Consider the following 22,060-nt stretch of genomic DNA (forward strand, 5'->3'; position numbering starts at 1 on the left):
GTATGGGCGGTGTCAAGGACCAACCTTCTCATCACTGGTGGCCTGATCCCGGCCATCTGCGGTGCTGCCGCGCGGTGTCTGCGCGGCTCCTCCACGTTCGGGGTGCTCCGGGTGTTCCGGCCGCGTCGCGCGTTCCGGGGGCACCGCGGGCCCGGAGCCCTCCGGCCGCCCGGTCCCCCGGCCGGCGTCGCCCGCCGGGCCGCCGGCCGCCGTGTCGTCCGCCGGAGCCGGGGCGAGCGGGGCGTCGCCGACGGGCTCGTCGCCGTCGTCGCCGTCGGCCGTCCGCCGCTTGCGCTGGCGGACGAACCGCAGCGCGGCCAGCAGGAGCAGCACGAGTCCGCCGCCGAAGACGTACAGCACGCCGTTGGTCACCGAGGTGACCTCCACGGTGAACTGCACCGGATCACCGTACGGCTGCGGGTTCGGCCCGGTGGTGAACAGCTGGGCGGTCATGCTGACCGGCCCGTTGTTGTGCGCCTCGGCCGGGAACCGCAGGGTGACGCTCTGCGAGGCCGGCAGCACCAGCTCCTCGGCCGGCACCTCGACCCTGAGCCGGTTGGGCTGGGCCGGGACCAGCACCAGCTTGAGGTTGGTGACCGTCTGGGTCAGGTCGTTGCGGACGCTGACCTGCAGCACACCGGTGTCCCCGGCGAAGGTGATGACCCGCTTCGGCGGCACCTTCACCGCGTCGGTCAGTTCCTTGAGGTAGAGGCCCACGCCCTTCCGGTAGACGCCGCCGGCCGAGCCCTCCGAGCGCCACTGGGTGGACAGCGAGCGGACCATGGCCGCACTGAACGGCCCGCGCACCCGCTGCGGCAGGGTCAGCACCCGCATCAGCGTGTCCAGGTTCGCCTGGATCCGCGTGGTGTCGGTCAGGTCGACGGCGGGCAGCTCCGAGTCCCGGGTCCGGGCCGGGTAGTCCGCGGGTGCCGGGACGGTCGTGTTGGCCTTCGGGTCCGGCGTGAGCTGGGCGAGCACGTCCAGCTTGACCGGGTCGACCCACTTGCCCTCGACGGCGGCCTGGAGCGCGCCGGCCAGCACCTTGGCGTTCGTGGCGGTCAGGTCGCGCGGGGGCATCACCAGCAGGCCGCGCGGGTTCTGCGGCTCCTGCCGGGCGATCACGAAGGTCTCGGAGAGGAACCGCTGGACCGCCCGGGTCTGCTCCTGCGGAGTGACCAGGTCGGTCGCGAAGAGCGCCGAGATCTCCTCGTCGGCGACCAGCGCGGTCTGTCCGTTGCCCATCGGACGCGCGGCGGACGGCGTGTACTTCAGGGCGTCGGACTCGGGCATGCTCGCGCCGTTCACCAGCACCAGGCCGGCGCCGGCCCGCTGGGCGACGGCCGCGATCCGCTGGTCCAGGTAGCCCTGGTAGGGCCAGGCCACGTCGGCGCGGGTGTCCACCGAGAGCCGGCCCTCGACGGTCAGCCGGCCGGCCGTGGCCGCCTTGCCGAGCGCGGTGTCGATGCCGTCCAGCTCGGCGGCGTTGTGCGCGATCGAGGCGAGGTCGGGGTCGGCGTACGGCAGCGCCACCACCTGGCTGCCCGGCTTGGCGACGGCGGCCCGCAGCTTCTCCAGCCAGGCCGTGGCGGCGGCCGTGCCCGTGCCGGGGACGGTGTTGTCCTCCTTGGCCGCGTTGCCCGCGGTGCCGGGCTTCTGCACCCGGTACGGCCGGGTCATCGCGAACGCGGTGTCCAGCAGGTCCGGGTCCACCACCCAGGTCAGCCCCGGCAGCGTGGAGCCCGTCTCGACCAGCGCGTACAGCCGGCCGCCGGGCGCGAACTCGGTGGCCAGGCTGTCGTCGCGCAGCACCGACATGGTCTGGTCGTTGTCGGAGAGGGTCTGCGCGGCCAGCACCGGCGCGTGCACCAGCGGCCACAGGGTGGTGACCTTCGACGGCTGCGCCTCGGTCGACACCGGGTCGTAGGGCAGGAAGGTGCGGGCGATGCCCAGCGGGCGGTCGCGCTGGTTGTCGGCGGTCGAGCCCCAGACGTCCACCGCGAGCTCGTACACGCCCTCCGTGGAGAGCTGCAGGTCGGTCACCGCGACGCTCAGCGTGTACGGCTGGCTCTGGCCCGGGCCGAGCTCGTTCAGCGCGTACTGCGGGCTGTCCAGGGAGATGCCGTCCGTCCGCTCCGGGGTGGTCCGGGCGGCCACCGCGGCCAGCTCGCTGCGGGTGGTGAGCGGCTTGCTCGGCCAGGGCTTGCGGACCGCCGCGTGGGCCGACTTGAGCACCGACCTACCGCCGTTGGTGACGTGCCCGGCGATCGTCACGGTGCCGTTCAGGGCGGCCACCGGCTTGTTCACCGACTCGATGGTCATCACCACCGGGTACTCGGCGGAGACCGTCGACTCCGAGGCCGCGTACGAGCCGCCGGCCGGGCGCGCGGTCGCCGGGGTGCCCGGAAGCACCGGGACGAGCACCAGCGTGGCGCCGAGTGCGGCGGCCAGCCGTCTGGCGGTCCGGACCGCCAGACCCGGACCCGTGCTCCTGGCTCGCTCGCTTCGCTCGCTTCGCTCGCTTCGCTCGCTCATGCGCCCACCTCGCTGCGCTCGGCGGCCGCTTCGCGAAACGCGCCCCCACCTTTGGCTCGCTCGCTCCGCTCGCTCACGCGCTTCGCCCTCGCCGTTCTCGATCGCTCGCTGCTTGATGCCGTGCTGCCCTGCTGCTGCGGTTGTCCCGCCGGCCGTAGGGGGCAGCCGTGGGGATCAGCCGTGAAGAAAATGGCGGTCGTCCGTCGTCCGGTCGGCGTTCCGGCATGCCGCACCGCGGCCCGTCACCGGTGCCCGAGACTCGTTCCACCGGCATGGTAACGATGTGGCGGGGGGTGCGGTGTTGCGGGCCTCGGGGTGAGGCCGCGGAAACGCGCGGGCGGCGGGCCCCTCGGGCCACGTACCCTTGTGAGCCGTGTCCACTGCCAATGAGCCCACCGCCCACCAGTCCGGCGTCCATCATTCCAGCACCGCCGTGCAGGCCGTTCCCGGTCTGAGCGAGGCGCAGACCCTCGGCCTGCAGGAACTGCTGCGGGTCTCCCCGGTCGCCGACGAGATCGCCCGCCGGTTCCAGGCGGCCGGTCACCGGCTCGCGCTGGTCGGCGGCTCGGTACGCGACGCGCTGCTCGGCCGGCTCGGCAACGACCTCGACTTCACCACCGACGCCCGCCCGCACGAGGTCCTCAAGCTGGTCCGGGGCTGGGCCGACGCGGTCTGGGACGTCGGCATCGCCTTCGGTACGGTCGGCGCCCGCAAGGACACCCCGGAGGGGTCCTTCCTGATCGAGATCACCACGTACCGCTCGGAGGCGTACGACCGGACCTCCCGCAAGCCCGAGGTGACCTTCGGCGACACCATCGAGGAGGACCTGGTCCGCCGCGACTTCACGGTCAACGCGATGGCCGTCGACCTGCCCGGCCGCGGCTTCGTCGACCCGCACCGGGGTCTGGACGACCTGGAGGCCCGGGTGCTGCGCACCCCGGCCACTCCCGAGGAGTCCTTCTCCGACGACCCGCTGCGGATGATGCGGGCGGCCCGCTTCGCGGCCCAGCTGGACTTCGACCCGGCCCCCGAGGTGATCGCGGCGATGACCGCGATGGCCGAGCGGATCACCATCGTCTCCGCGGAGCGGGTCCAGGCCGAGCTGAACAAGCTGCTGCTCTCCGACCGGCCGGTGAAGGGCCTCCGGCTGCTGGTCGACACCGGGCTGGCCGACCACGTGCTGCCCGAGCTGCCGGCCCTGCGGCTGGAGCGCGACGAGCACCACCGGCACAAGGACGTCTACGAGCACTCGCTGACCGTGCTGGAGCAGGCCATCGACCTGGAGCAGGACGGCCCGGACCTCACCCTGCGGCTGGCCGCGGTGCTGCACGACATCGGCAAGCCGCGCACCCGCCGGTTCGAGTCGGACGGCCGGGTCTCCTTCCACCACCACGAGGTGGTCGGCGCCAAGATGACCCGCAAGCGGATGCGCGACCTGAAGTACTCGAAGGAGCTCACCGAGGAGGTCTCGCGCCTGGTGGAGCTGCACCTGCGGTTCCACGGCTACGGCGGCGGCGAGTGGACCGACTCGGCGGTGCGCCGGTACGTCGCCGACGCCGGTCCGCTGCTGGAGCGGTTGCACAAGCTGACCCGCTCCGACTGCACCACCCGGAACCGGAAGAAGGCGGCCGCGCTCTCCCGCACCTACGACGGCCTGGAGACGCGGATCGGCGAGCTGAAGGCCCGCGAGGAGCTGGACGCCGTCCGTCCGGCGCTGGACGGCAACCAGATCATGGAGCTGCTCGGCCTGAAGCCCGGCCCCGCGGTCGGCAAGGCGTACAAGCACATGCTGGAGCTCCGGCTGGAGCACGGGCCGATGGAGCACGACGAGGCGGTCGCCGCGCTGCGCGCCTGGTGGGACGCGCAGCAGGACGCCGGCGCGTAGTCCGGAAGGCGATGCCCGGAAGGCGGTAGCCAGGGGGCGTGGCCCGGTGGGGGTGGCCCGGAAGGTTCCGGGCCACCCCCCCCGCGGTTCCCCGGGGGGGAGGTCTAGTTGGGGGACTGGGCGGAGCGGGGGCGCGGCGAGGTGGGCGGGCGGCCCTCCCGCGGCGGGGGGGGGGGGGGGGGGGGGGGGCCCGGCGGGGGGGGGCGGGGGGGGGGGGGCGGGGGGGGGGGCCCCCCCCGGGCCCCCCCCCCCCCCCACCTCGGTACCCCGGGGGTCAGAGCTTCTTCAGGCAGAGGACGAAGCTGAGCGCCGACGAGGTGGACTCGCGGGTGTAGGTGCTGTCGGACCCGGTGACGTTCTCGCAGGCCTTGTCGCCGTCGCTGGTGGCGTAGACCTTCTTCAGCACCTTGTACTGGGCCCGCGTGTCGGTGCACGGGAGCATGGTGATCCGCGGGTTGGAGTCGTGGGTGGCCGAGGTGCCGTTCTCGTTGCGCAGGCAGTCGCCGGCCTTGGCGTAGTCGATGTCGCTCGCGACCTTGGAGGTGGCCGGCGCGGTGGGCGTCGGCAGCGTCACGGTCGGGGCCGGGGCGGGCGGCAGCGAGAAGGACGGCGGGAACGTCGGGGTCGGGATGACCACCGCCGTCGGCGAGGGCAGCGTCAGCGGGGGGTAGTCGTACCGGTCGCGGTCGTGCCGGCTGCCGAGGAACGCCCCGGTGGCCGTCAGGACGATCAGGGTGCCGATCGAGAGCACCGGCAGCAGCAGCATCAGCATGTGCGGCCGCTTGGTCAGCGGGACGCCCGGGTCGAGCTGCGGGCCGTGGGTGCCGGGTACCGGCGGCGGCAGGTCCTTGATCTTGTTGTGGGCCGCCAGGTTCCGCAGCAGCGTGACCACCGTGAAGATCCCGGAGAGATAGCTCCACCAGCCCTGCACCAGGGTGCGGGCGGACATGTCGCGGACCACCGCGGTGCCGCAGGTGCGGCAGAACGGTCCCGGCTGCTTCAGGAACCGCATCACGATGATGATGCCCTGGTGGCCCCGGACGGTGGTGTCGACGGCCGGGAAGCCGCCGCAGAACCGGCAGACCGGGCCGCCCTGAGGCGCGTACCCGTAGGCGGGACCGGGCTGCGGGCCCGGGGCGCCCGGGTAGCCGTAGCCGGCGGCCGGGGGCGGCGGCGCGGGGTAGCCGTAGCCGGGCGGGGGCGGGGTGCCCGGCGGCGGGGCCTGCTGCCCGGCGTAGGGGTTGCCGGCGTACGGGTTGGAACCGTCGGCGGGCGGCGGTGCGCCGTACGGCATCTGGGGCGGAACGGACATCGGGATCCCCCGGAATGGTCTGAGGTGGCGAGCGGTCAGGACTTCTTGACCGGCGGGGTGCCGGCGAGCGGGCCGAGGCAGAGCACGTACCGCTTCTTGTTCCAGCGGCGACCGCTCTTGCCCGAGACGGTGCTGGTGGTGCCGACGGTCTCCCGGCACCGGGTGGTGTCGGTGGTGGACTCGAACTTGGCCAGCACCTTGTAGTTCGCCTTGCCGTCGGTGCACTTGACCACGGACACGTCGCGGGAGCCGCTCGCCTTGACGCAGTCGCCGGCCTTGGCGCTGCTGGCGCTCGGGCCGGTGACGAAGTAGCCGATGATCAGGGCGATCACGCCCAGCACCACGCCGACCGCCTTCAGCCGGGCCTTGCCGCGGCCCTTGCGGGCCGGCTCGCCGGGCGGAGCGGCCGGCGGGTAGCCGTGCTGCGGCGCCTGGCCGTAGGGGGCCTGCGGGTACGGCTGGGCCTGGGGGTACGGCTGTCCCTGCGGGGGCTGCTGGTACGGCGCACGGTCCTGCGGACCGGGCGGGTACCCACCCTGCGGGTAGCCGCCCTGCGGGTACGGGGGCGCGGGCGGAGCCGGCTGCGGGGCGGCCGGGTAGCCGTAGCCGGGCGGCGGGGCACCGTAGCCGGCGGCCACCGGCTGGGGCTGCCCGTACGGCGGGGGAGCCGGGGCGCCGTAGGGCTGCGGCGCCGGCGGATGGCCGTACTGCTGCGGTGGCCCGTACGGGCCGGGCGGTGTGCTCATCAGATTGTCCCCCGAGACAGAGTGCTGTCGCTGCGACAGATCTGACGTACCTTAGCGACTCGCGCCGACGGCGCCCGGCCGCAGGGGGCGGCGGTGCTCAGGACGCCTGGTCACCGGGGAGGGGGCCGGTTCGCCGGGCCGTGCGCAGGTAGAGGACGGCGGCCAGCGCGTACACCGCGGACACCCCCAGGACGACGGTGACCGAGCGGCCGGAGAGCGGCAGCACCAGGGCGGTGACCAGTGCGGCGGCCACGAAGGCGACGTTGAAGAGCACGTCGTAGATGGCGAAGACCCGGCCGCGGTACTCGTCCTCGACCGACTCCTGGACGACGGTGTCGGCGCAGATCTTGGTGCCCTGGGTGACCACGCCGAGCAGCAGCGCGGCGATCAGGCAGGGCACCAGGGAGAAGTGCAGGCCCAGTGCGGGCACGAAGACCACCGGGGCCGCCAGGCAGAGCGTCATCCAGCCCGCCAGCCCGAGCCTGCGGGTGCACCACGGGCTGATCACCGCCGCGACGAAGAACCCGGCGGCGGAGAGACCGACCGCCTGGCCCAGGGTGACCAGCCCGGCCGTGCTGTCCGCCGGGTCGTTGAAGGTGTAGCGGGCGAGCATCACCACGACGACGATCAGGACGCCGTAGCAGAACCGGGCCGCGGTGACCGCCGCCAGCGCGTGCGCCGCCGGGCGGCAGTCCCGCACCAGGTGGGTGACGGCCGCGCGCAGCTCGCGGGCGGCCTGGGCCAGGGCCCGGCCCAGCGCCGGACGGCCGGGGTGACTCTCGGGGCCGAGCAGGTCCTTGTCCATCCGGAGCGCCGCCACCGCCGCCGAGAGGTAGAGCAGCGCGGCGACGCAGACCAGGGCCGCGTCGGCCCGCGATCCGGGGGGCATCACCTGGTGGAGCAGGAAGCCCACTCCGCCGCCGCAGGCCGCGGCCACCGTGCCCAGGGTGGGGGAGAGGGCGTTGGCGGTGACCAGCTGCTCCTGGCTCACCACCCGGGGCAGCGCGGCGGAGAGGCCGGCCAGGATGAACCGGTTGAGTGCGGTCACCAGCAGGGCGGAGGCGAAGAACAGCCAGGTCGGCGCCTGGGCCAGCAGCAGGGCGCCGGTGACCAGGCCGAGCCCGAACCGGGCCAGGTTGCCGACGTACAGCACCTGTCGGCGGCGCCAGCGGTCCAGCAGCACGCCGGCGAACGGGCCGATCACCGAGAACGGCAGCAGCATCACGGCCAGCACCGAGGCGATGTCGGCGGGGGATGACTGCTTCTCCGGCGAGAAGACCACGTAGGCGGCGAGCGAGACCTGGAAGACGCCGTCGGAGAGCTGGGAGAGGACACGGGCGGTCAGCAGCCGGCGGAAGTCGCGGCCGCGGAGCAGGTCGAGGAGGGTGGCGCGGTGCGCGGTCTGGTGGGTGCTGCCGTTCTCCGTGATCGCCACCTGCCCAGGGTGCCATGGAACCGGTCGGTGTTTCACGTGAAACATGAGCCGGGAAAAGGTGAACGGGCCCACGGTGGTTGACCGTGGGCCCGTTTCCGTGCGGGCGGGCCGTCGGTTCAGTGCCCGACGGCCGCGGATTCCGCGGTGATCAGCGCTCGACCTCGCCGCGGATGAACTTCTCGACGTTGTCCTTGGCCTCGTCGTCGAAGTACTGGACCGGCGGGGACTTCATGAAGTACGAGGAGGCCGAGAGGATCGGGCCGCCGATGCCGCGGTCCTTGGCGATCTTCGCGGCGCGGACGGCGTCGATGATGACACCGGCGGAGTTCGGGGAGTCCCAGACCTCCAGCTTGTACTCCAGGTTCAGCGGGACGTCGCCGAAGGCGCGACCCTCCAGGCGGACGTACGCCCACTTGCGGTCGTCCAGCCAGGCCACGTAGTCCGAGGGACCGATGTGGACGTTGCGGGCGCCCAGCTCGCGGTCGCGGATCTGCGAGGTGACGGCCTGCGTCTTGGAGATCTTCTTGGACTCCAGGCGCTCGCGCTCGAGCATGTTCTTGAAGTCCATGTTGCCGCCGACGTTCAGCTGCATGGTGCGCTCGAGGATGACGCCCCGGTCCTCGAACAGCTTGGCCATCACGCGGTGCGTGATGGTCGCGCCGACCTGGGACTTGATGTCGTCACCGACGATCGGCACGCCGGCCTCGGTGAACTTGTCCGCCCACTCCTTGGTGCCGGCGATGAACACCGGGAGGGCGTTCACGAAGGCGACCTTGGCGTCGATGGCGCACTGGGCGTAGAACTTCGCCGCCGCCTCGGAACCGACGGGCAGGTAGCAGACGAGGACGTCGACCTGGCGGTCCTTGAGGATCTGGACGACGTCGACCGGGGCCTCGTCGGACTCCTCGATGGTCTCCCGGTAGTACTTACCCAGGCCGTCGAGGGTGTGGCCGCGCTGGACGGTGACGCCGGTCGGCGGCACGTCGCAGATCTTGATGGTGTTGTTCTCACTGCTGCCGATGGCGTCGGCCAGGTCGAACCCGACCTTCTTGGCGTCGACGTCGAAGGCGGCGACGAACTCCACGTCACGGACGTGGTACTCGCCGAACTGGACGTGCATCAGCCCGGGGACCTTGCCGGCCGGGTCGGCGTCCTTGTAGTACTCGACACCCTGCACCAGCGACGCGGCGCAGTTGCCGACGCCCACGATGGCTACGCGAACCGAACCCATTTCCGGTTGCTCCCTGTGATCTCATGAGCGCCGCCGAAGATCGGCGGTGCTCGTCCTGCTTCTTCGATGACTGCTGATGGGCGCGAGGCGCCCACTCCTGCCGCGTACGGCACAGGGCTGACGCGGTGTCAGCGCTCCTGCTCGGAGCGCCCCGGGCGGTCGTACGGTGGCCCGGGCGGGTCCGAGGACCCGTCCTCCTGGCCACGGCCGTCCGAAGTCTTGGTTACTGCGGGGCCGGTCCCGTCGGTGGACGGTCCGGTCCGGCCGGTGCGGTTGGCCCGCTCGGTCTCGATCAGCTCGTTGAGCCAGCGGACCTCACGCTCCACCGACTCCAGTCCGTGCCGCTGAAGCTCGACGGTGTAGTCGTCGAACCGCTCGCGGGCGCGGGCCAGTGAGTTGCGCATCCGCTCCAGGCGCTCCTCCAGCCGACTGCGACGGCCCTCCAGGACGCGCATCCGCACGGCCCGGTCGGTCTGGCCGAAGAAGGCGAAGTGCACACCGAAGTGCTCGTCCTCCCAGGCGTCCGGGCCGGAGTCGGCGAGCAGCTCCTCGAAGCGCTCCTTGCCCTCGGGGGAGAGCCGGTAGACGATCTTGGACCGCTTGCCGTTGAGCGCGGTGGCCGGGACGTACTCGACCTCCGGGTTGTCCTCGACCAGGAAGCCCTGAGCCACCAGGCTCTTCAGGCAGGGGTAGAGGGTCCCGTAGGAGAAGGCGCGGAACGAGCCGAGCAGGACGTTGAGCCGCTTGCGCAGCTCGTACCCGTGCATCGGGGCGTCGTGGAGAAGGCCGAGAACGGCGAACTCCAGCACTCCTGAGCGCCTGCCCACTGCCGTCGTCCTCCCTTCCTCGCCTGGTCCGCGACCCGCCGTGTCCGGCGGTATGCCGCTCCGATGTATCGGCTCGATATATCGAGAACAGTAAACCTGGGTCCCCGAACGGGCAAGGGGGGCGCGCGTGAATGTGATCACAAGGCGGCGCGCGGGTGTCCTTGGCAACGGCCGTGTAATGATCTGCAGTCGTTTTATGGGTATTGGGGATTGATGCCCGATTAGTTCGGATTCAGTGCTGCGTACGCTGTCGCGTGTGCACGAGGACCACCTCCGGGGTTAGGGCGGTTGCGGGCATCGGACGTGAACCCTGCCTTCAGGCTCGACCGGCCTGGCGAGGAGTACCTGGAACATGAGTGAACGACGGCGGAGGTCGCCTGGTGGCGGCGGGCAGCCTCCGGGCGGCGACAGCGGACGCCCGGACGGAGCGGGGAGCGACGAGGTCGCCTCGGAGGGCCTCGGCCGCCGGCGCCCGCCCGGAATGCGGGAGACCGCCCAGCAGCCCCGGATGACCCGTGCCGAGATGCGCAAGGCGTCCCAGAAGGGTGGCCGGCGCGGCGGTGCGGCCGGTACCGGCCCTGCCGCGGGCGGTCCCGGCGGTCCCGGCGGCCCGGGTGCCGTCGGTGGACCCGGCGCCTCCGGCGGTGCACCCGGCAAGAAACGGTTCATCGACTACCCCCGTTTCGGCAAGCAGGGCTTCCGCCGCTGGCTGCCGTCCTGGCGGCTCTGGCTCAGTGCGTTCCTGCTCGTCTTCGCCACCGGCGTCGGCGGGATCTACTTCGTCTACCAGTCGACGAAGATCCCGCCGCTCAACGCCCTGGTGAACGACCAGAACAACATCTACTACTGGGCCGACGGCACCGAGATGGTCCGCAAGGGCGAGACCAACCGCCAGATCGTCGAGCTCGCGGACATCTCGCCCACCCTGCAGAACGCGGTCATCGCGGCGGAGAACGAGACCTTCCGCACCGACAGCGGCATCGACCCCAAGGGCATGACGCGCGCCGTCATCAACATGGCCAAGGGCGGCGAGACGCAGGGCGCGTCCACGATCACCCAGCAGTACGTCAAGAACGCCTACCTGACGCAGGAGCAGACCCTCTCCCGCAAGGTCAGGGAGTTCTTCATCACGCTGAAGATCAATCAGGACCAGTCCAAGGAGGAGATCCTCAAGGGCTACCTCAACACCAGCTGGTTCGGCCGCGGTGCGACCGGTGCGCAGGCGGGGGCCCAGGCCTACTACGGCGTCAACGCCAAGGACCTGAACCTCTGCCAGAGCGCGATGCTGGCCGGGCTGCTCAAGGGCGCCGCGTACTACGACCCGACGATCAAGGCGAACCGCCCCCGCGCCGAGGAGCGCTGGAAGTGGATCCTGGACCGGATGGTGGAGACCAAGAACGCCACCGCCGAGGAGCGGGCCAAGTGCACGGCCTTCCCGGACCCGATCAAGCAGGTGCCGCCGGCCAACATGAACGGCCAGATCAGCTACCTGGTCGAGACCGCCAACAAGTTCGTCATGGTCAAGGACCCGACGATCGACCAGCGGGCGATCGAGAAGGGCGGCTTCAAGATCTACACGACCTTCGAGAAGGACAAGGTCGAAGCCCTCAAGAAGGCCGTGGACGACGTCAGGGCCGAGACGCTGAACCCGCAGAAGCGCCCCGACAACGACAACTTCGTCCAGTTCGGCGCGGCGAGCATCCGCCCCGGTGACGGCGCGCTCGTCGCCATCTACGGCGGCGACGGCGTGGAGAACGGGCACCACGACAACAACGCCGACGCCCAGGGCGTCCAGGTCGGCTCGACCTTCAAGCCCTTCGTGCTGGCGGCCGCCATGCAGAGCGGTGTGCAGACCCAGACCGACGACAAGGGCAAGCCGAAGCGGATCAACGCCGACAGCCGCTACCTGTCCGACGACCTCTCGGAGATCCGCAAGGCGGACGGCTCGCTGGTGCTCGACGACAAGGGCAAGCCGTACCGGCAGAAGAACGAGGAGAAGGGCAAGCGCGGCTACGTCTCCCTGCGGCTCGCGATGCAGTGGTCGTGGAACGTGCCCTTCGTCCAGCTGAACCAGGACGTCGGCGGGCAGAACGTGGCCGCCGTCGCCGAGGCGATGGGCGTCCGCAAGGAGAACCTCGCCGCCGAGGCCAACACCACGACCTTCCCGCTCGGTGTCTCCACCATCAGCCCGATCCGGATGGCCGACGCCTACGCGACCCTGGCCGCCAGCGGGAAGCAGGCGGACCCGTACTCGGTGACCAAGGTCCTGGTGGACGGCAAGGAGCGCCCCGGCTTCGGCGGCAAGCACGAGCCCAAGCAGGCGCTGGAGCCGGCCGTCGCCGACAACGTCACCGACGTGCTGGTGAACGTGGCGAAGAACGGTACCGGCAAGAACTCCAACGCGCTGGGCCGCCCGGTGGCCGGCAAGACCGGTACCACCGACCAGAACAAGTCGGCCTGGTGGGTCGGCTACACCCCGCAGCTGTCCACCAGCGTGGCGATGTGGCGCGAGGACCCGACCCAGCACGAGCGGCTCTCGCTGAACGGCACCGGCGGCAAGGACTCGGTGCACGGTGGTGACACCCCGACCGACGTCTTCACGCGGTACATGAAGGCGGCGCTGGCCAACGAGAAGAAGCTGGACTTCCCGACACCGCAGCCGGTCGGCTCCCAGGTCGACTCCTCCGGTGCGCCGAGCACGGCGAGCGCCACGCCGACGCCCACCACGACCGAGACCATGCCGACCGTGCCGCCGGACCCGAACGCCCAGCAGCCGACCCAGCCCCCGGTCACCCAGGGCCCGGTCTGCGTCCCCGGCGTGGACTGCCCGGGGACGGTGCCGGTGCCCCCGGTCCCGACCAGGAGCAGCCCGGCGACCACCGGCGGAGGCGGCAACACCGGCGGCGGCAACGGAGGCGGTGGCAACACCGGCGGCAACGGCAACGGTGGCAACACCGGCGGCGGCGGCGTCTCGCCGACCTGCATCATCGGCAACATCGGCTGCACCACGCCGACGGCGCCGGGGCCGAGCCCGACCACCGACCCGGGCGGCGGTGCCGGCGGTGCCACCGGCGGGACGACTCCCAAGCCGTCGACCAAACCGCCGACCTCGCCGTCGGCGCCGCCGAGCGGCAACGCGCTCGTGCCGTAGCGCGGCCGGGACGGAACCGGACCGCGGACAGGTAGACGGATGCGGACACGGAAACGGAAACGGTGAAGCGGCGGTGGCGGTCCTCCTCGGAGGGCCGCCACCGCCGTTTCGCCGTATTCGGCGCGATTCGTCACGCCCCGGCGGCCCGGTGGCGGGGCCGTGGCGGGGGCCTCCTCGTCCGGGCGGGAGAGGTGCGGCAGGATGTCCGCCATGACGTCCAGCGCTCATGACGAATCCGTCGGCCAGACCGGGCTCCCCGACGCCGCCGGGCCTGCCCCCGAGGTACCGGTGACCGGGGTCGACCAGGTCGTGACCAACACCGTGGTCGTGCCGGCGGACGAGGACCCGGTGGCGGCGGCCGGCAGCGAGGTGATCGGCGGCCCGCCCGGGAAGCGCGCGCTGCTCGGCGTCTCCTGGTGGGTCCCGGCACGCTTCCTCGCGCTGGTGGTCATCGTGGTCTCGGTGCTCGGCATGGCGCAGAAGCTGCCCTGCTACAACGCGGCCTGGTTCCAGCCGGGTTCGCCGCAGTACGTGCACGCCTGCTACAGCGACGTCCCGCACCTGTTCTCCGGGCGGGGCTTCGCGGCCGGACTGCACCCCTACGTGGACCGGATCCCGGGCACCACCGGGGATCTGCAGTTCCTCGAATACCCGGTGCTGACCGGTCTGTTCATGCAGATCTCGGCCTGGCTGACGCCCGGCGGCGGCACGCTCCAGGACCAGGAGCGGTGGTTCTGGGTGATCAACGCGGGCCTGCTGATGGCCTGCGCGGTGGTCGCCGTGGTGGCGCTCTCCCGCACCCACCGGCGCCGCCCCTGGGACGCCCTGATGTTCGCGCTGGCGCCCGTCCTGCTGCTCAACGCCACCGTCAACTGGGACCTGCTGGCGGTCGCGCTGGCCGCCGTCGCCCTGGCCTGGTGGGCCGGCTCGCGGCCGGTCCTGGCCGGGGTGTTCATCGGCCTGGCCACCGCCGCCAAGCTCTATCCGCTCCTGCTGCTGGGCCCGCTGCTGGTGCTCTGCTGGCGGGCCGGCCGGTGGCGCGACCTGCGCGGGCTGCTGGGCGGCGCGGTCGGCGCGTGGGTGCTGGTCAACCTGCCGATCATGATGGCCAACTGGCAGGGCTGGTCGACCTTCTACGTCTTCAGCAAGCACCGCAACGAGGACTACGGCTCGCTCTGGCTGATCCTGATGCAGACCCGCGGCGTCGGGCTGGAGAACCTCGACACCTTCATCGCGATCCTGATGGTGCTGAGCTGTGCGGGGATAGCGTGGCTCGGCCTCTCGGCGCCCCGCCGCCCGCGGGTCGTCCAGCTGGCCTTCCTGGTGGTGGCCGCGTTCGTGGTGTTCAACAAGGTGTACTCACCGCAGTACGTGCTCTGGCTGCTGCCGCTCGCGGTGCTGGCCCGGCCGCGCTGGCGGGACTTCCTGATCTGGCAGGCCTGCGAGGTGCTCTACACCCTGGGCATCTGGTCCCACCTGGGCTTCGTCACCGGGCCCAAGCAGCACGGGATCGGCGAGTCCTGGTACCACTTCGCGATCGTGCTGCACCTGCTCGGCACGCTCTACCTGGTGGGCGTGGTGATCCGGGACATCCTGCTGCCGGACCGCGACCCGGTGCGCTGGGACGGCAGCGACGACCCCTCCGGCGGGGTGCTCGACCAGGCCCCGGACGTCTTCGTGCTCGGCGCCGCCCGGCAGCTGCGCGAGGAGGCGAGCTACGCCGGGTATGCGCCGGCCGGCTCCGAGGGGTGGCTCATCGAGCCGCCCGCCCGTGCCCAGGAGCCGGCCGAGAAGTCCTGACGGCCGCCGGCGGCCGGTCGCCGGCGGCACACCGGGGCCGGCCGGCGGCGACCGGCCGGCGACCGGTCAGCGGTCCACCACGCGGTCGAAGTGCGTGGTGGTGTGCCGCACCTGGAGACCGAGCTCGTCGCCGACCGCCGGCGGCTTGGTCTCGCCGTCCAGGAGGAGCAGCGAGACCTGCATGTGCGGCGGCTCGGCGAACCAGAGCTGCTTGCCGGTCCAGTTGTACGGCGACTTGGTCTTGTTGACGGTCGCCAGGCCGGCCCGGGCGATGCCCTTGGCCCGCGAGGACATGCCCTGCACGTACTTGGGCGCCTCCAGCCCGATGCCGTGCGCGGTGCCGCCGGCGACCACCAGCAGGTGGCCGTCGGCCGGCGCCGGGTGCTGGCGGTAGCCGTAGCGGTCGCCCTTGGCGACGGGGGTGACGTCCAGCACCGTCGCCCGGACCTCCAGCGCTCCGTGGTCGCCGAGCCAGAGCCGGGTGCCGATCCGGGCCCGGAACACGGTGTCCGGGTAGCGCCCGGCCAGCTGCTCCAGGCCCGCCGCACCGAGGTGGCTGACGAAGACGGTGTGCACCGGTACCCCGGCGGCCCGGGCGGTGTCCACCCAGTACGCGACCTCCTCGACCGGGCTGGAGCCGTCCGGCCGGTCCATCGGCAGGTGCAGCGCGAGGCCCTCGAAGGAGACGCCGTCCAGCTCGGCGGCGACCGCCGGGAGGTCGGCCGCCGAGACGCCGTGCCGGCGCATGGTGGTCATACACTCCACGACCACCCGGGCGCCGTGCAGCGCGCGCACCCCGTCGAGGCTGGCCACCGTCCGGATCACCCGGGCGTGCGGCAGCGGCAGGGCCTCCTCGCCGACCCGGTACGGGGTGAGCACCAGCAGCTCGCCGCCGTACCAGTCGGCCGCGTCGGCCGCCTCGTAGGCGGTGCCGACCGCCAGCATGCCGGTGCCGAGCAGGGTGGCCTCCTCGGCCAGGCGGTGGTTGCCCAGCCCGTAGCCGTTGCCCTTCGCCACCGGTACCAGGCCGGGGAACTCGGCCAGGACGGAGCGCTGGTGGGTACGCCAGCGTTCGGTGTCGAGGTAGAGCGACAGCGTCATCGGGTCATCTCCCAGAGGGTGTGGGGCACGGGCGGCTCGGCGGCTACGGCGTTGTTGCTCAGCGGCGCGACATGTACAGGTCGAGCGCCTTGTGCAGCAGCTTGTTGAGCGGGTAGTCCCACTCGCCGAGGTACTCGGCGGCCTGGCCGCCGGTGCCGACCTTGAACTGGATCAGGCCGAACAGGTGGTCGTTCTCGTCCAGCGTGTCGGAGATGCCGCGGAGGTCGTACACCCCGCCGCCGAGCGCGTAGGAGTCGCGCATCATCCGCCACTGGATCGCGTTGGACGGCTTGACCTCGCGCTTGTGGTTGGCGGAGGCGCCGTAGGAGTACCAGACGTGCTCGCCGACCACCAGCATCGTGGTCGCGGCCAGCGGCTCGCCCTCGTGGTAGGCGATGTAGAGCCGCATCCGGTTCGGGTCCTCGGCGGTGAGGGCCTTCCACATCCGCTGGAAGTAGGACAGCGGGCGCGGGGTGAACCGGTCGCGCTCGGCGGTCACCAGGTACAGCTGGTGGAAGATCGGCAGCTCGTCGTAGCCGCCCTGGATCACCTCGACGCCGCTCTTCTCGGCCTTCTTGATGTTCCGGCGCCAGAGCTGGTTGAAGCCCTTCTGGATGTCGTCCAGCGAGCGGTTGGCCAGCGGGACCTGGAAGACGTAGCGCGGCTGGACGTCGCCGAAGCCGGCGCCGCCGTCCTCGCCCTGGAGCCAGCCGGCCTTGCGCAGCCGGTCGGCCACCTCGAAGGCGCGGGGCTCGTACCAGTCGGCCTCGACGTCGCGCAGGCGCTTGGCCTGCTTGGCGGCGATGGCCTCCTTGATGGTCGGCGCGTTCCAGCGGCGGATGACCACCGGCGGGCCCATCTTCACCGAGAACGCGCCCTGCGACTTCAGGTGCGCCAGCATCGGCTGCAGCCAGCGGTCGAGGTCGCGGTCGAACCAGTCGATCACCGGGCCCTCGGGCAGGTAGGCCAGGTACCGCTTGACCTTGGGCAGCTGGCGGTAGAGCACCAGCCCGGCGCCGACGATCTGGTTGGTCTGGTCGAACCAGCCGATCGACTCGGTGCGCCACTCGGCCTTCACATCGCCCCAGGACGGCACCTGCATGTGGCTGGCCGAGGCGCGGCTCCTGATGAAGGCGAGGTGCTCCTCGCGGGTGATCGTCCTCAGGCGCAGGCTCATGCTCGGTGCTCCTCGTCGGTCGGGCTGCAGTGGGCCCCGGTATCTCGGGGTGACCTTATCGTCCGGGCCCCCCGGGGCTGCGGGCGCGGCGACGCCCCCGTCGCGCACCGGCCTGTCCTAGGTAGGTACGCGAGGGGGGCGCCGGGGGTTCCTTGCGCGGGGTGGCTAACCCCACAGGCCTCCGCGCGCCATTCCGAGGTAGAAGCCGATCGCCGAGGCGCCGAGCGTGATCATGAGGATGAACCGCTCCGCGGTGGTCACGGAGAGGAACACCCCCAGCAGGCCCGCGGCGATCCCGAACAGGCCGGTCCACGAGGTCAGCAGGTGCAGGTTGTGGAAGAACGAGGTGACGAAGGCGATGACGCCGAGGACGGCCGTGACGCCCACCAGGGCGTTCTCCCGCGGGTGCGGGTGGCCGTCGGTGTTCAGGGTGAGAGGGGGCATCCGGTGGATGGTCTGGGCCATGAGTCCCACCTCCTGGCGAGGAGACGAACGGGCAGGAAACCCGTTCCGTCCAGATTGCGGCGGTTGGACCGGTCTCACAACCCCTATGCGTTTTGTTCGGCCGTCCGGGTGCAGGTAGGCTGTGCCGTCTGCACTGGTGTAGTTGTGCCTTCCTCTGCCCTCTTCCGGGTGAGCGGAGTCAGGCTGTCGGACCCGGCCGCTACGGTGGGCCGGAGTCGACACTGCTCCGGTGCCGACGCTGCACAACCCTCCTGCCACGGAAAGACCGTGGCCGCTGAGTCCAAAGGAGGTGGGTTACTCATGCGTCACTACGAGCTGATGGTCATCCTCGACCCGTCGGTCGAGGAGCGCGCTGTCTCCCCCCTGATCGAGAGCTTCCTCGCTGTCGTCCGCAACGGCGGTGGCAAGGTCGAGAAGGTCGACACCTGGGGTCGCCGCCGTCTGGCTTACGAGATCAACAAGCAGTCCGAGGGCATCTACTCGGTCATCGACCTTCAGGCCACGCCTGAGGTCGTCAAGGAGCTCGACCGCCAGCTTGGCCTGAGCGAGTCGGTTCTGCGGACCAAGGTCCTGCGCCCGGACACCCACTGAGCCACCTCTGAGGCCTTCGGGTCTCGGGTAGCTCGCGACCGCTGTTTCACGTGAAACAGCGGTGAACGGACATCTTCCCGAGAGGTCATCACCACCATGGCAGGCGAGACCGTCATCACCCTCGTCGGCAATCTCGTCGACGACCCCGAGCTGCGCTTCACCCCGTCGGGTGCGGCGGTCGCGAAGTTCCGTATCGCGTCCACCCCCCGCACCTTCGACCGTCAGACGAACGAGTGGAAGGACGGCGAGAGCCTCTTCCTCACGTGCAACGTCTGGCGGCAGCCGGCGGAGAACGTGGCCGAGTCGCTGCAGCGCGGCATGCGCGTCATCGTGCAGGGCCGACTGCGCCAGCGGTCTTACGAGACCAAGGAAGGCGAGAAGCGGACGGTCTTCGAGGTTGAGGTCGACGAGGTCGGTCCGAGCCTGCGCTCGGCGACCGCGAAGGTCACCCGGGCCAACCGGTCCGGTGCTCCCGGCGGCGGCGGCTTCGGCGGCGGCCCGCAGGGCGGCGGCCAGAGCGGTGGCAACTGGGGCGGCGGCAGCGGCGGACAGCAGGGCGGCAACTGGGGTGGCAACTCCGGTGGCCAGTCCGGTCCCTCCGACGACCCGTGGGCTTCCAGCACCCCCTCATCCGGTGGCAACAGCAACCAGGGTGGCGGCGGCGGTTGGGGTGCCCCGGCCGGTGGCGGCTTCTCGGAAGAGCCCCCGTTCTAAGAGCTGACAGATTTCGTGCGGCCGGGCCGCCGGCGTCCTCGGACGCCCGCCCGGCCGTGAACCCCAAATGGAGCGCACAATGGCGAAGCCGCCTGCTCGCAAGCCGAAGAAGAAGGTTTGCGTCTTCTGCAAGGACAAGGTCAACTACGTTGACTACAAGGACACGAACCTGCTGCGGAAGTTCATCTCCGACCGTGGCAAGATCCGTGCCCGCCGGGTCACCGGCAACTGCACCCAGCACCAGCGTGACGTCGCCACGGCCGTGAAGAACAGCCGTGAGATGGCGCTGCTGCCCTACACCAGCACCGCGCGCTAAGAGAGGGTGACCAAGTAATGAAGATCATCCTCACGCACGAGGTGCCGGGTCTCGGCTCCGCCGGCGAGGTCGTCGAGGTCAAGGACGGCTACGCCCGCAACTACCTGGTCCCGCGTGGCTTCGCCATCCGCTGGACCAAGGGCGGCCAGAAGGACGTGGACGCGATCCGTCGCGCCCGCAAGATCCACGAGATCCAGACCCTTGAGGCTGCCAACGAGGTCAAGGGCAAGCTCGAGGGCGTCCAGGTCAAGCTGGCCGTTCGCTCCGGCGAGGCCGGCCGTCTGTTCGGCTCGGTGACCCAGGCCGACGTCGTCGAGGCCATCAAGGCCGCCGGCGGCCCGGCTGTGGACAAGCGCGCCGTCGCGATCTCCTCGCCGATCAAGACCGTGGGCACCCACAAGGTCTCGGTCAAGCTGCACTCCGACGTCCAGGCCAACCTCGACGTCGCCGTCGTGGCTGCCTGAACCCGGTAGCTGAAGCGCCGTAGCAGTGGCCCGAGGGCCGGTCTCCCCCGTGCGGGGAGGCCGGCCCTCGGTCGTTCCCGGGCGGGACCGCCGGTCCGGGCCTCAGCTCCGGACCGCCCCGGTGACCAGCCACCGGCCGCCCAGCGCGCGGCGGACCAGGAAGCCGCCGCGGACCAGCATGAAGAGGTTCATCGCCCACCAGAGCCCGGCCAGGCCGGTGCCGCTCGCGGGCACCGCGAGGGCGGCCGGCGCGAACACCGCGAGGGTGGCGAGCATCGCCCAGGCCAGGTAGGGGCCGTCCCCGGCGCCCATCAGCACCCCGTCCAGGACGAAGACCAGCCCGGAGACCGGCTGGCAGAGCGCGAGCAGCAGCAGGACGGTGTTCAGCTGGGCCTGGACCGCCGGGTCCGGGGTGAAGAGCGGGACGTACAGCGGTCGGGCGACCACCACCAGCAGGCCCAGCAGCACACCGGCACCGACGCCCCACTCGATCATCCGCCGGGTGGCGGCCCTGGCCCCCGGGACGTCCCCGGCACCCAGGTAGCGGCCGATGATGGCCTGGCCCGCGATCGCGATCGCGTCCAGCGCGAAGGCGATGAAGAGGAAGACCGTCATGGCGATCTGGTGCGCCGCCATCCGGTCGTCGCCCAGCCCGGCGGCCACCGCGGTGGCGATCATCAGGATGGCGCGCAGGCTCAGGGTGCGGACCATCAGCGGGCCGCCCGCCTTCGCGCTCGCCCGGATCCCGGCCGCGTCCGGCCGCAGCGAGGCCTGCTCGCGGCGGGCACCGCGCACCACCACGTACAGGTAGGCGCCGGCCATCCCGGTCTGTGCCAGGACGGTGCCCCAGGCCGAACCGGCCACGCCGAGTCCGGCGCCGTACACCAGCCCGGCGTTCAGGCCGAGGTTGGCGGTGAACCCGGCGACCGCCACCACCAGCGGCGTCCGGGTGTCCTGGAGACCGCGCAGCACGCCGGTGGCCGCCATCACCATCAGGACCGCCGGTATGCCCAGCGCACTGATCCGCAGGTAGGTCACGGCGTACGGGGCGGCCGTCGGCGAGGCGCCCAGCACCCCGGCCGCCCAGGGAGCGAGGAGCAGGGTCAGGACGACCACTCCGGCCGACAGGGCCAGGGCGAGCCAGATGCCGTCGATGCCCTGCTGGACGGCGGCCCGGCGGTCCCCGGCGCCGATCCGGCGGGCGACCGCGGCGGTGGTGGCGTAGGCGAGGAAGACGAAGACCCCGGTGGCGGTGGTGAGCGCGGCCGAGGCCACGCCGACACCGGCCAGCTGCGCGGTGCCGAGGTGGCCCACGACGGCCGAGTCGGCCATCAGGAAGAGCGGCTCGGCGACCAGGGCGCCGAAGGCCGGGACGGCCAGGGCGAGGATTTCCCGGTCGTGCCGGCGGCGGTCCGTGAGGAGGGTCATGGGGGCCAGGCTACTCATCCACAGGTAACGGGCGCCAGGGCATATTGTCGCTTACTCGGAAGTGTGAGCGACCGGCTCGCCGACGTCTGTGTCCACCGCCACCCGGCTGTGTGTGAAGTATTTCTCATGCACAGCCCCGGGACGAGGGAATTGCAGGTCAGCGGGTTGACGGTGGATCGATGGTCTGGTTATCCACAGGGCTTTCCACAGGGGCGTCCACAGGTTTGCGGTACTTCTCCACAGTCGTGGGCCGCTCGTCCACACCCCCTGTGGATAACCGCCTTGGCTGAAGGGCTCCCGGCACCTTAGCGTGGGCCCTCCGCCCGACACTCCCACCCGCTCCGGCGTCCGATTTGTCGGTGCGGTGGCGTAGAAATGCGGTGGCGCGGAACGAGGCTCCGCCGCAGCCGGCCACCGGCAAGGACCGCTCCAACTCGCACCACTCGCTGATCGGGGAACACGCGTGACCGGCCCCCAGTACGACGACCACGACGCCCCGCCGCCCGAGGACGACTGGCAGACCGCCGACGACCCGTTCCCGGTCGGCGCCTTCGCCGACGCCCCGTTCCCGGACGGCCCCGGCGACCGGCTGCCGGTCTCGCGCGGACGCGGCGGCGGAGCGGGCCAGGGCGGCTCGGGGGGCGGTTCCGGGGGCGGCTTCCAGAAGGGCGGCAAGGGCGGTTCCGGAGGCTCCGGGGGTTCCGGGGGCTTCCAGCGGGACGGCGGCGGCAAGCGGCGCCAGGGCGGCGAGGAGGAGCGCGCCGAGGGCGGCCTGGACGGCTTCGAGCGCGTCCCCCCGCAGGACCTCGCCGCCGAGCAGTCCGTCCTCGGCGGCATGCTGCTGTCCAAGGACGCCATCGCCGACGTGGTCGAGGTGCTCAAGCC

The 22,060-nt window shown here is 71.7% G+C and carries 18 protein-coding genes; 8 read left to right on the forward strand and 10 right to left on the reverse strand.

Annotation, left to right across the window (positions count from 1 at the left end):
- Positions 1 to 12: 12 nt before the first annotated feature.
- Positions 13 to 2,532 carry a DUF6049 family protein gene (locus tag ABZY91_RS01875; RefSeq protein ID WP_355399092.1) on the reverse strand — a complete coding sequence of 840 codons (2,520 nt, stop codon included), beginning with the start codon at positions 2,530 to 2,532 and terminating at the stop codon, positions 13 to 15.
- Between the two features lie 451 nt (positions 2,533 to 2,983).
- Here ABZY91_RS01875 and ABZY91_RS01880 point away from each other — a divergent pair, with 451 nt between their 5' ends.
- Positions 2,984 to 4,417, forward strand: coding sequence for a CCA tRNA nucleotidyltransferase (locus tag ABZY91_RS01880; RefSeq protein WP_329885001.1), 1,434 nt, complete (start codon positions 2,984 to 2,986; stop codon positions 4,415 to 4,417).
- A gap of 274 nt (positions 4,418 to 4,691) precedes the next feature.
- Here the strand turns inward: ABZY91_RS01880 and ABZY91_RS01885 are convergent, their stop codons facing one another.
- The 5 genes from ABZY91_RS01885 to ABZY91_RS01905 all read right to left on the reverse strand — a co-directional run bounded on the left by ABZY91_RS01885 (position 4,692) and on the right by ABZY91_RS01905 (position 9,968).
- Entirely contained in the window at positions 4,692 to 5,729 is a 1,038-nt protein-coding gene (locus tag ABZY91_RS01885) for a hypothetical protein (RefSeq protein WP_355399094.1), read from the reverse strand.
- A 35-nt stretch (positions 5,730 to 5,764) separates the two neighbouring features.
- On the reverse strand, positions 5,765 to 6,475 hold the full coding sequence (locus ABZY91_RS01890; protein ID WP_355399096.1) for a hypothetical protein: 711 nt from the start codon (positions 6,473 to 6,475) through the stop codon (positions 5,765 to 5,767).
- A 97-nt stretch (positions 6,476 to 6,572) separates the two neighbouring features.
- Complete coding sequence (locus ABZY91_RS01895) at positions 6,573 to 7,910, reverse strand: MFS transporter (protein WP_329948380.1); 1,338 nt, start codon at positions 7,908 to 7,910, stop codon at positions 6,573 to 6,575.
- Positions 7,911 to 8,058: 148 nt separating this feature from the next.
- On the reverse strand, positions 8,059 to 9,141 hold the full coding sequence (locus tag ABZY91_RS01900; protein WP_329948379.1) for an inositol-3-phosphate synthase: 1,083 nt from the start codon (positions 9,139 to 9,141) through the stop codon (positions 8,059 to 8,061).
- A 128-nt stretch (positions 9,142 to 9,269) separates the two neighbouring features.
- On the reverse strand, positions 9,270 to 9,968 hold the full coding sequence (locus ABZY91_RS01905) for a PadR family transcriptional regulator (protein WP_329884823.1): 699 nt from the start codon (positions 9,966 to 9,968) through the stop codon (positions 9,270 to 9,272).
- A gap of 352 nt (positions 9,969 to 10,320) precedes the next feature.
- Here ABZY91_RS01905 and ABZY91_RS01910 point away from each other — a divergent pair, with 352 nt between their 5' ends.
- Complete coding sequence (locus ABZY91_RS01910) at positions 10,321 to 13,119, forward strand: transglycosylase domain-containing protein (RefSeq protein WP_355399099.1); 2,799 nt, start codon at positions 10,321 to 10,323, stop codon at positions 13,117 to 13,119.
- 201 nt (positions 13,120 to 13,320) lie between these two features.
- Complete coding sequence (locus tag ABZY91_RS01915; RefSeq protein ID WP_329884825.1) at positions 13,321 to 14,919, forward strand: glycosyltransferase 87 family protein; 1,599 nt, start codon at positions 13,321 to 13,323, stop codon at positions 14,917 to 14,919.
- A gap of 66 nt (positions 14,920 to 14,985) precedes the next feature.
- On the opposite strand, the gene ABZY91_RS01920 is transcribed toward ABZY91_RS01915, so the two are convergent.
- From ABZY91_RS01920 to ABZY91_RS01930, 3 genes are all read right to left on the reverse strand, one after another.
- Positions 14,986 to 16,020, reverse strand: coding sequence for an alanine racemase (locus ABZY91_RS01920; RefSeq protein ID WP_329884826.1), 1,035 nt, complete (start codon positions 16,018 to 16,020; stop codon positions 14,986 to 14,988).
- Between the two features lie 58 nt (positions 16,021 to 16,078).
- Positions 16,079 to 17,197 (reverse strand): peptidoglycan bridge formation glycyltransferase FemA/FemB family protein, encoded by a 1,119-nt coding sequence (locus ABZY91_RS01925; RefSeq protein ID WP_329884827.1) that lies wholly within the window; start codon positions 17,195 to 17,197, stop codon positions 16,079 to 16,081.
- Between the two features lie 165 nt (positions 17,198 to 17,362).
- Entirely contained in the window at positions 17,363 to 17,662 is a 300-nt protein-coding gene (locus ABZY91_RS01930; protein WP_329884828.1) for a hypothetical protein, read from the reverse strand.
- Positions 17,663 to 17,962: 300 nt separating this feature from the next.
- Here ABZY91_RS01930 and rpsF point away from each other — a divergent pair, with 300 nt between their 5' ends.
- From rpsF to rplI, 4 genes are all read left to right on the forward strand, one after another.
- Positions 17,963 to 18,253 carry a 30S ribosomal protein S6 gene (gene rpsF / locus ABZY91_RS01935; RefSeq protein WP_329884829.1) on the forward strand — a complete coding sequence of 97 codons (291 nt, stop codon included), beginning with the start codon at positions 17,963 to 17,965 and terminating at the stop codon, positions 18,251 to 18,253.
- A 96-nt stretch (positions 18,254 to 18,349) separates the two neighbouring features.
- Positions 18,350 to 18,967, forward strand: coding sequence for a single-stranded DNA-binding protein (locus ABZY91_RS01940; protein WP_329884830.1), 618 nt, complete (start codon positions 18,350 to 18,352; stop codon positions 18,965 to 18,967).
- 79 nt (positions 18,968 to 19,046) lie between these two features.
- On the forward strand, positions 19,047 to 19,283 hold the full coding sequence (rpsR, locus tag ABZY91_RS01945; RefSeq protein ID WP_030304537.1) for a 30S ribosomal protein S18: 237 nt from the start codon (positions 19,047 to 19,049) through the stop codon (positions 19,281 to 19,283).
- A 17-nt stretch (positions 19,284 to 19,300) separates the two neighbouring features.
- The gene (rplI, locus tag ABZY91_RS01950; RefSeq protein ID WP_329884832.1) at positions 19,301 to 19,747 is read left to right on the forward strand and encodes a 50S ribosomal protein L9; all 447 of its coding nucleotides are present in this window, start codon (positions 19,301 to 19,303) and stop codon (positions 19,745 to 19,747) included.
- 102 nt (positions 19,748 to 19,849) lie between these two features.
- Here rplI and ABZY91_RS01955 read toward each other — a convergent pair whose 3' ends face one another.
- Positions 19,850 to 21,175, reverse strand: coding sequence for an MATE family efflux transporter (locus ABZY91_RS01955; protein WP_329948375.1), 1,326 nt, complete (start codon positions 21,173 to 21,175; stop codon positions 19,850 to 19,852).
- Positions 21,176 to 21,638: 463 nt separating this feature from the next.
- Here ABZY91_RS01955 and ABZY91_RS01960 point away from each other — a divergent pair.
- The coding region (locus tag ABZY91_RS01960) for a DnaB-like helicase N-terminal domain-containing protein (RefSeq protein WP_355399103.1) at positions 21,639 to 22,060 on the forward strand (422 nt) is incomplete at its 3' end.

This window comes from Kitasatospora sp. NPDC002965, assembly GCF_040611255.1.
Lineage (GTDB): Bacteria > Actinomycetota > Actinomycetes > Streptomycetales > Streptomycetaceae > Kitasatospora.

Excerpts from the sequence above, each read along its gene's own strand:
- ABZY91_RS01875 (WP_355399092.1), bottom strand. The coding sequence starts at position 2,532 with ATGAGCGAGCGAAGCGAGCGAAGCGAGCGAAGCGAGCGAGCCAGGAGC.
- ABZY91_RS01885 (WP_355399094.1), bottom strand. The coding sequence starts at position 5,729 with ATGTCCGTTCCGCCCCAGATGCCGTACGGCGCACCGCCGCCCGCCGAC.
- ABZY91_RS01890 (WP_355399096.1), bottom strand. The coding sequence starts at position 6,475 with ATGAGCACACCGCCCGGCCCGTACGGGCCACCGCAGCAGTACGGCCAT.
- ABZY91_RS01900 (WP_329948379.1), bottom strand. The coding sequence starts at position 9,141 with ATGGGTTCGGTTCGCGTAGCCATCGTGGGCGTCGGCAACTGCGCCGCG.
- ABZY91_RS01910 (WP_355399099.1), top strand. The coding sequence starts at position 10,321 with ATGAGTGAACGACGGCGGAGGTCGCCTGGTGGCGGCGGGCAGCCTCCG.
- ABZY91_RS01915 (WP_329884825.1), top strand. The coding sequence starts at position 13,321 with ATGTCCGCCATGACGTCCAGCGCTCATGACGAATCCGTCGGCCAGACC.
- ABZY91_RS01920 (WP_329884826.1), bottom strand. The coding sequence starts at position 16,020 with ATGACGCTGTCGCTCTACCTCGACACCGAACGCTGGCGTACCCACCAG.
- ABZY91_RS01925 (WP_329884827.1), bottom strand. The coding sequence starts at position 17,197 with ATGAGCCTGCGCCTGAGGACGATCACCCGCGAGGAGCACCTCGCCTTC.
- ABZY91_RS01930 (WP_329884828.1), bottom strand. The coding sequence starts at position 17,662 with ATGGCCCAGACCATCCACCGGATGCCCCCTCTCACCCTGAACACCGAC.
- rpsF (WP_329884829.1), top strand. The coding sequence starts at position 17,963 with ATGCGTCACTACGAGCTGATGGTCATCCTCGACCCGTCGGTCGAGGAG.
- ABZY91_RS01940 (WP_329884830.1), top strand. The coding sequence starts at position 18,350 with ATGGCAGGCGAGACCGTCATCACCCTCGTCGGCAATCTCGTCGACGAC.
- rpsR (WP_030304537.1), top strand. The coding sequence starts at position 19,047 with ATGGCGAAGCCGCCTGCTCGCAAGCCGAAGAAGAAGGTTTGCGTCTTC.
- rplI (WP_329884832.1), top strand. The coding sequence starts at position 19,301 with ATGAAGATCATCCTCACGCACGAGGTGCCGGGTCTCGGCTCCGCCGGC.
- ABZY91_RS01955 (WP_329948375.1), bottom strand. The coding sequence starts at position 21,175 with ATGACCCTCCTCACGGACCGCCGCCGGCACGACCGGGAAATCCTCGCC.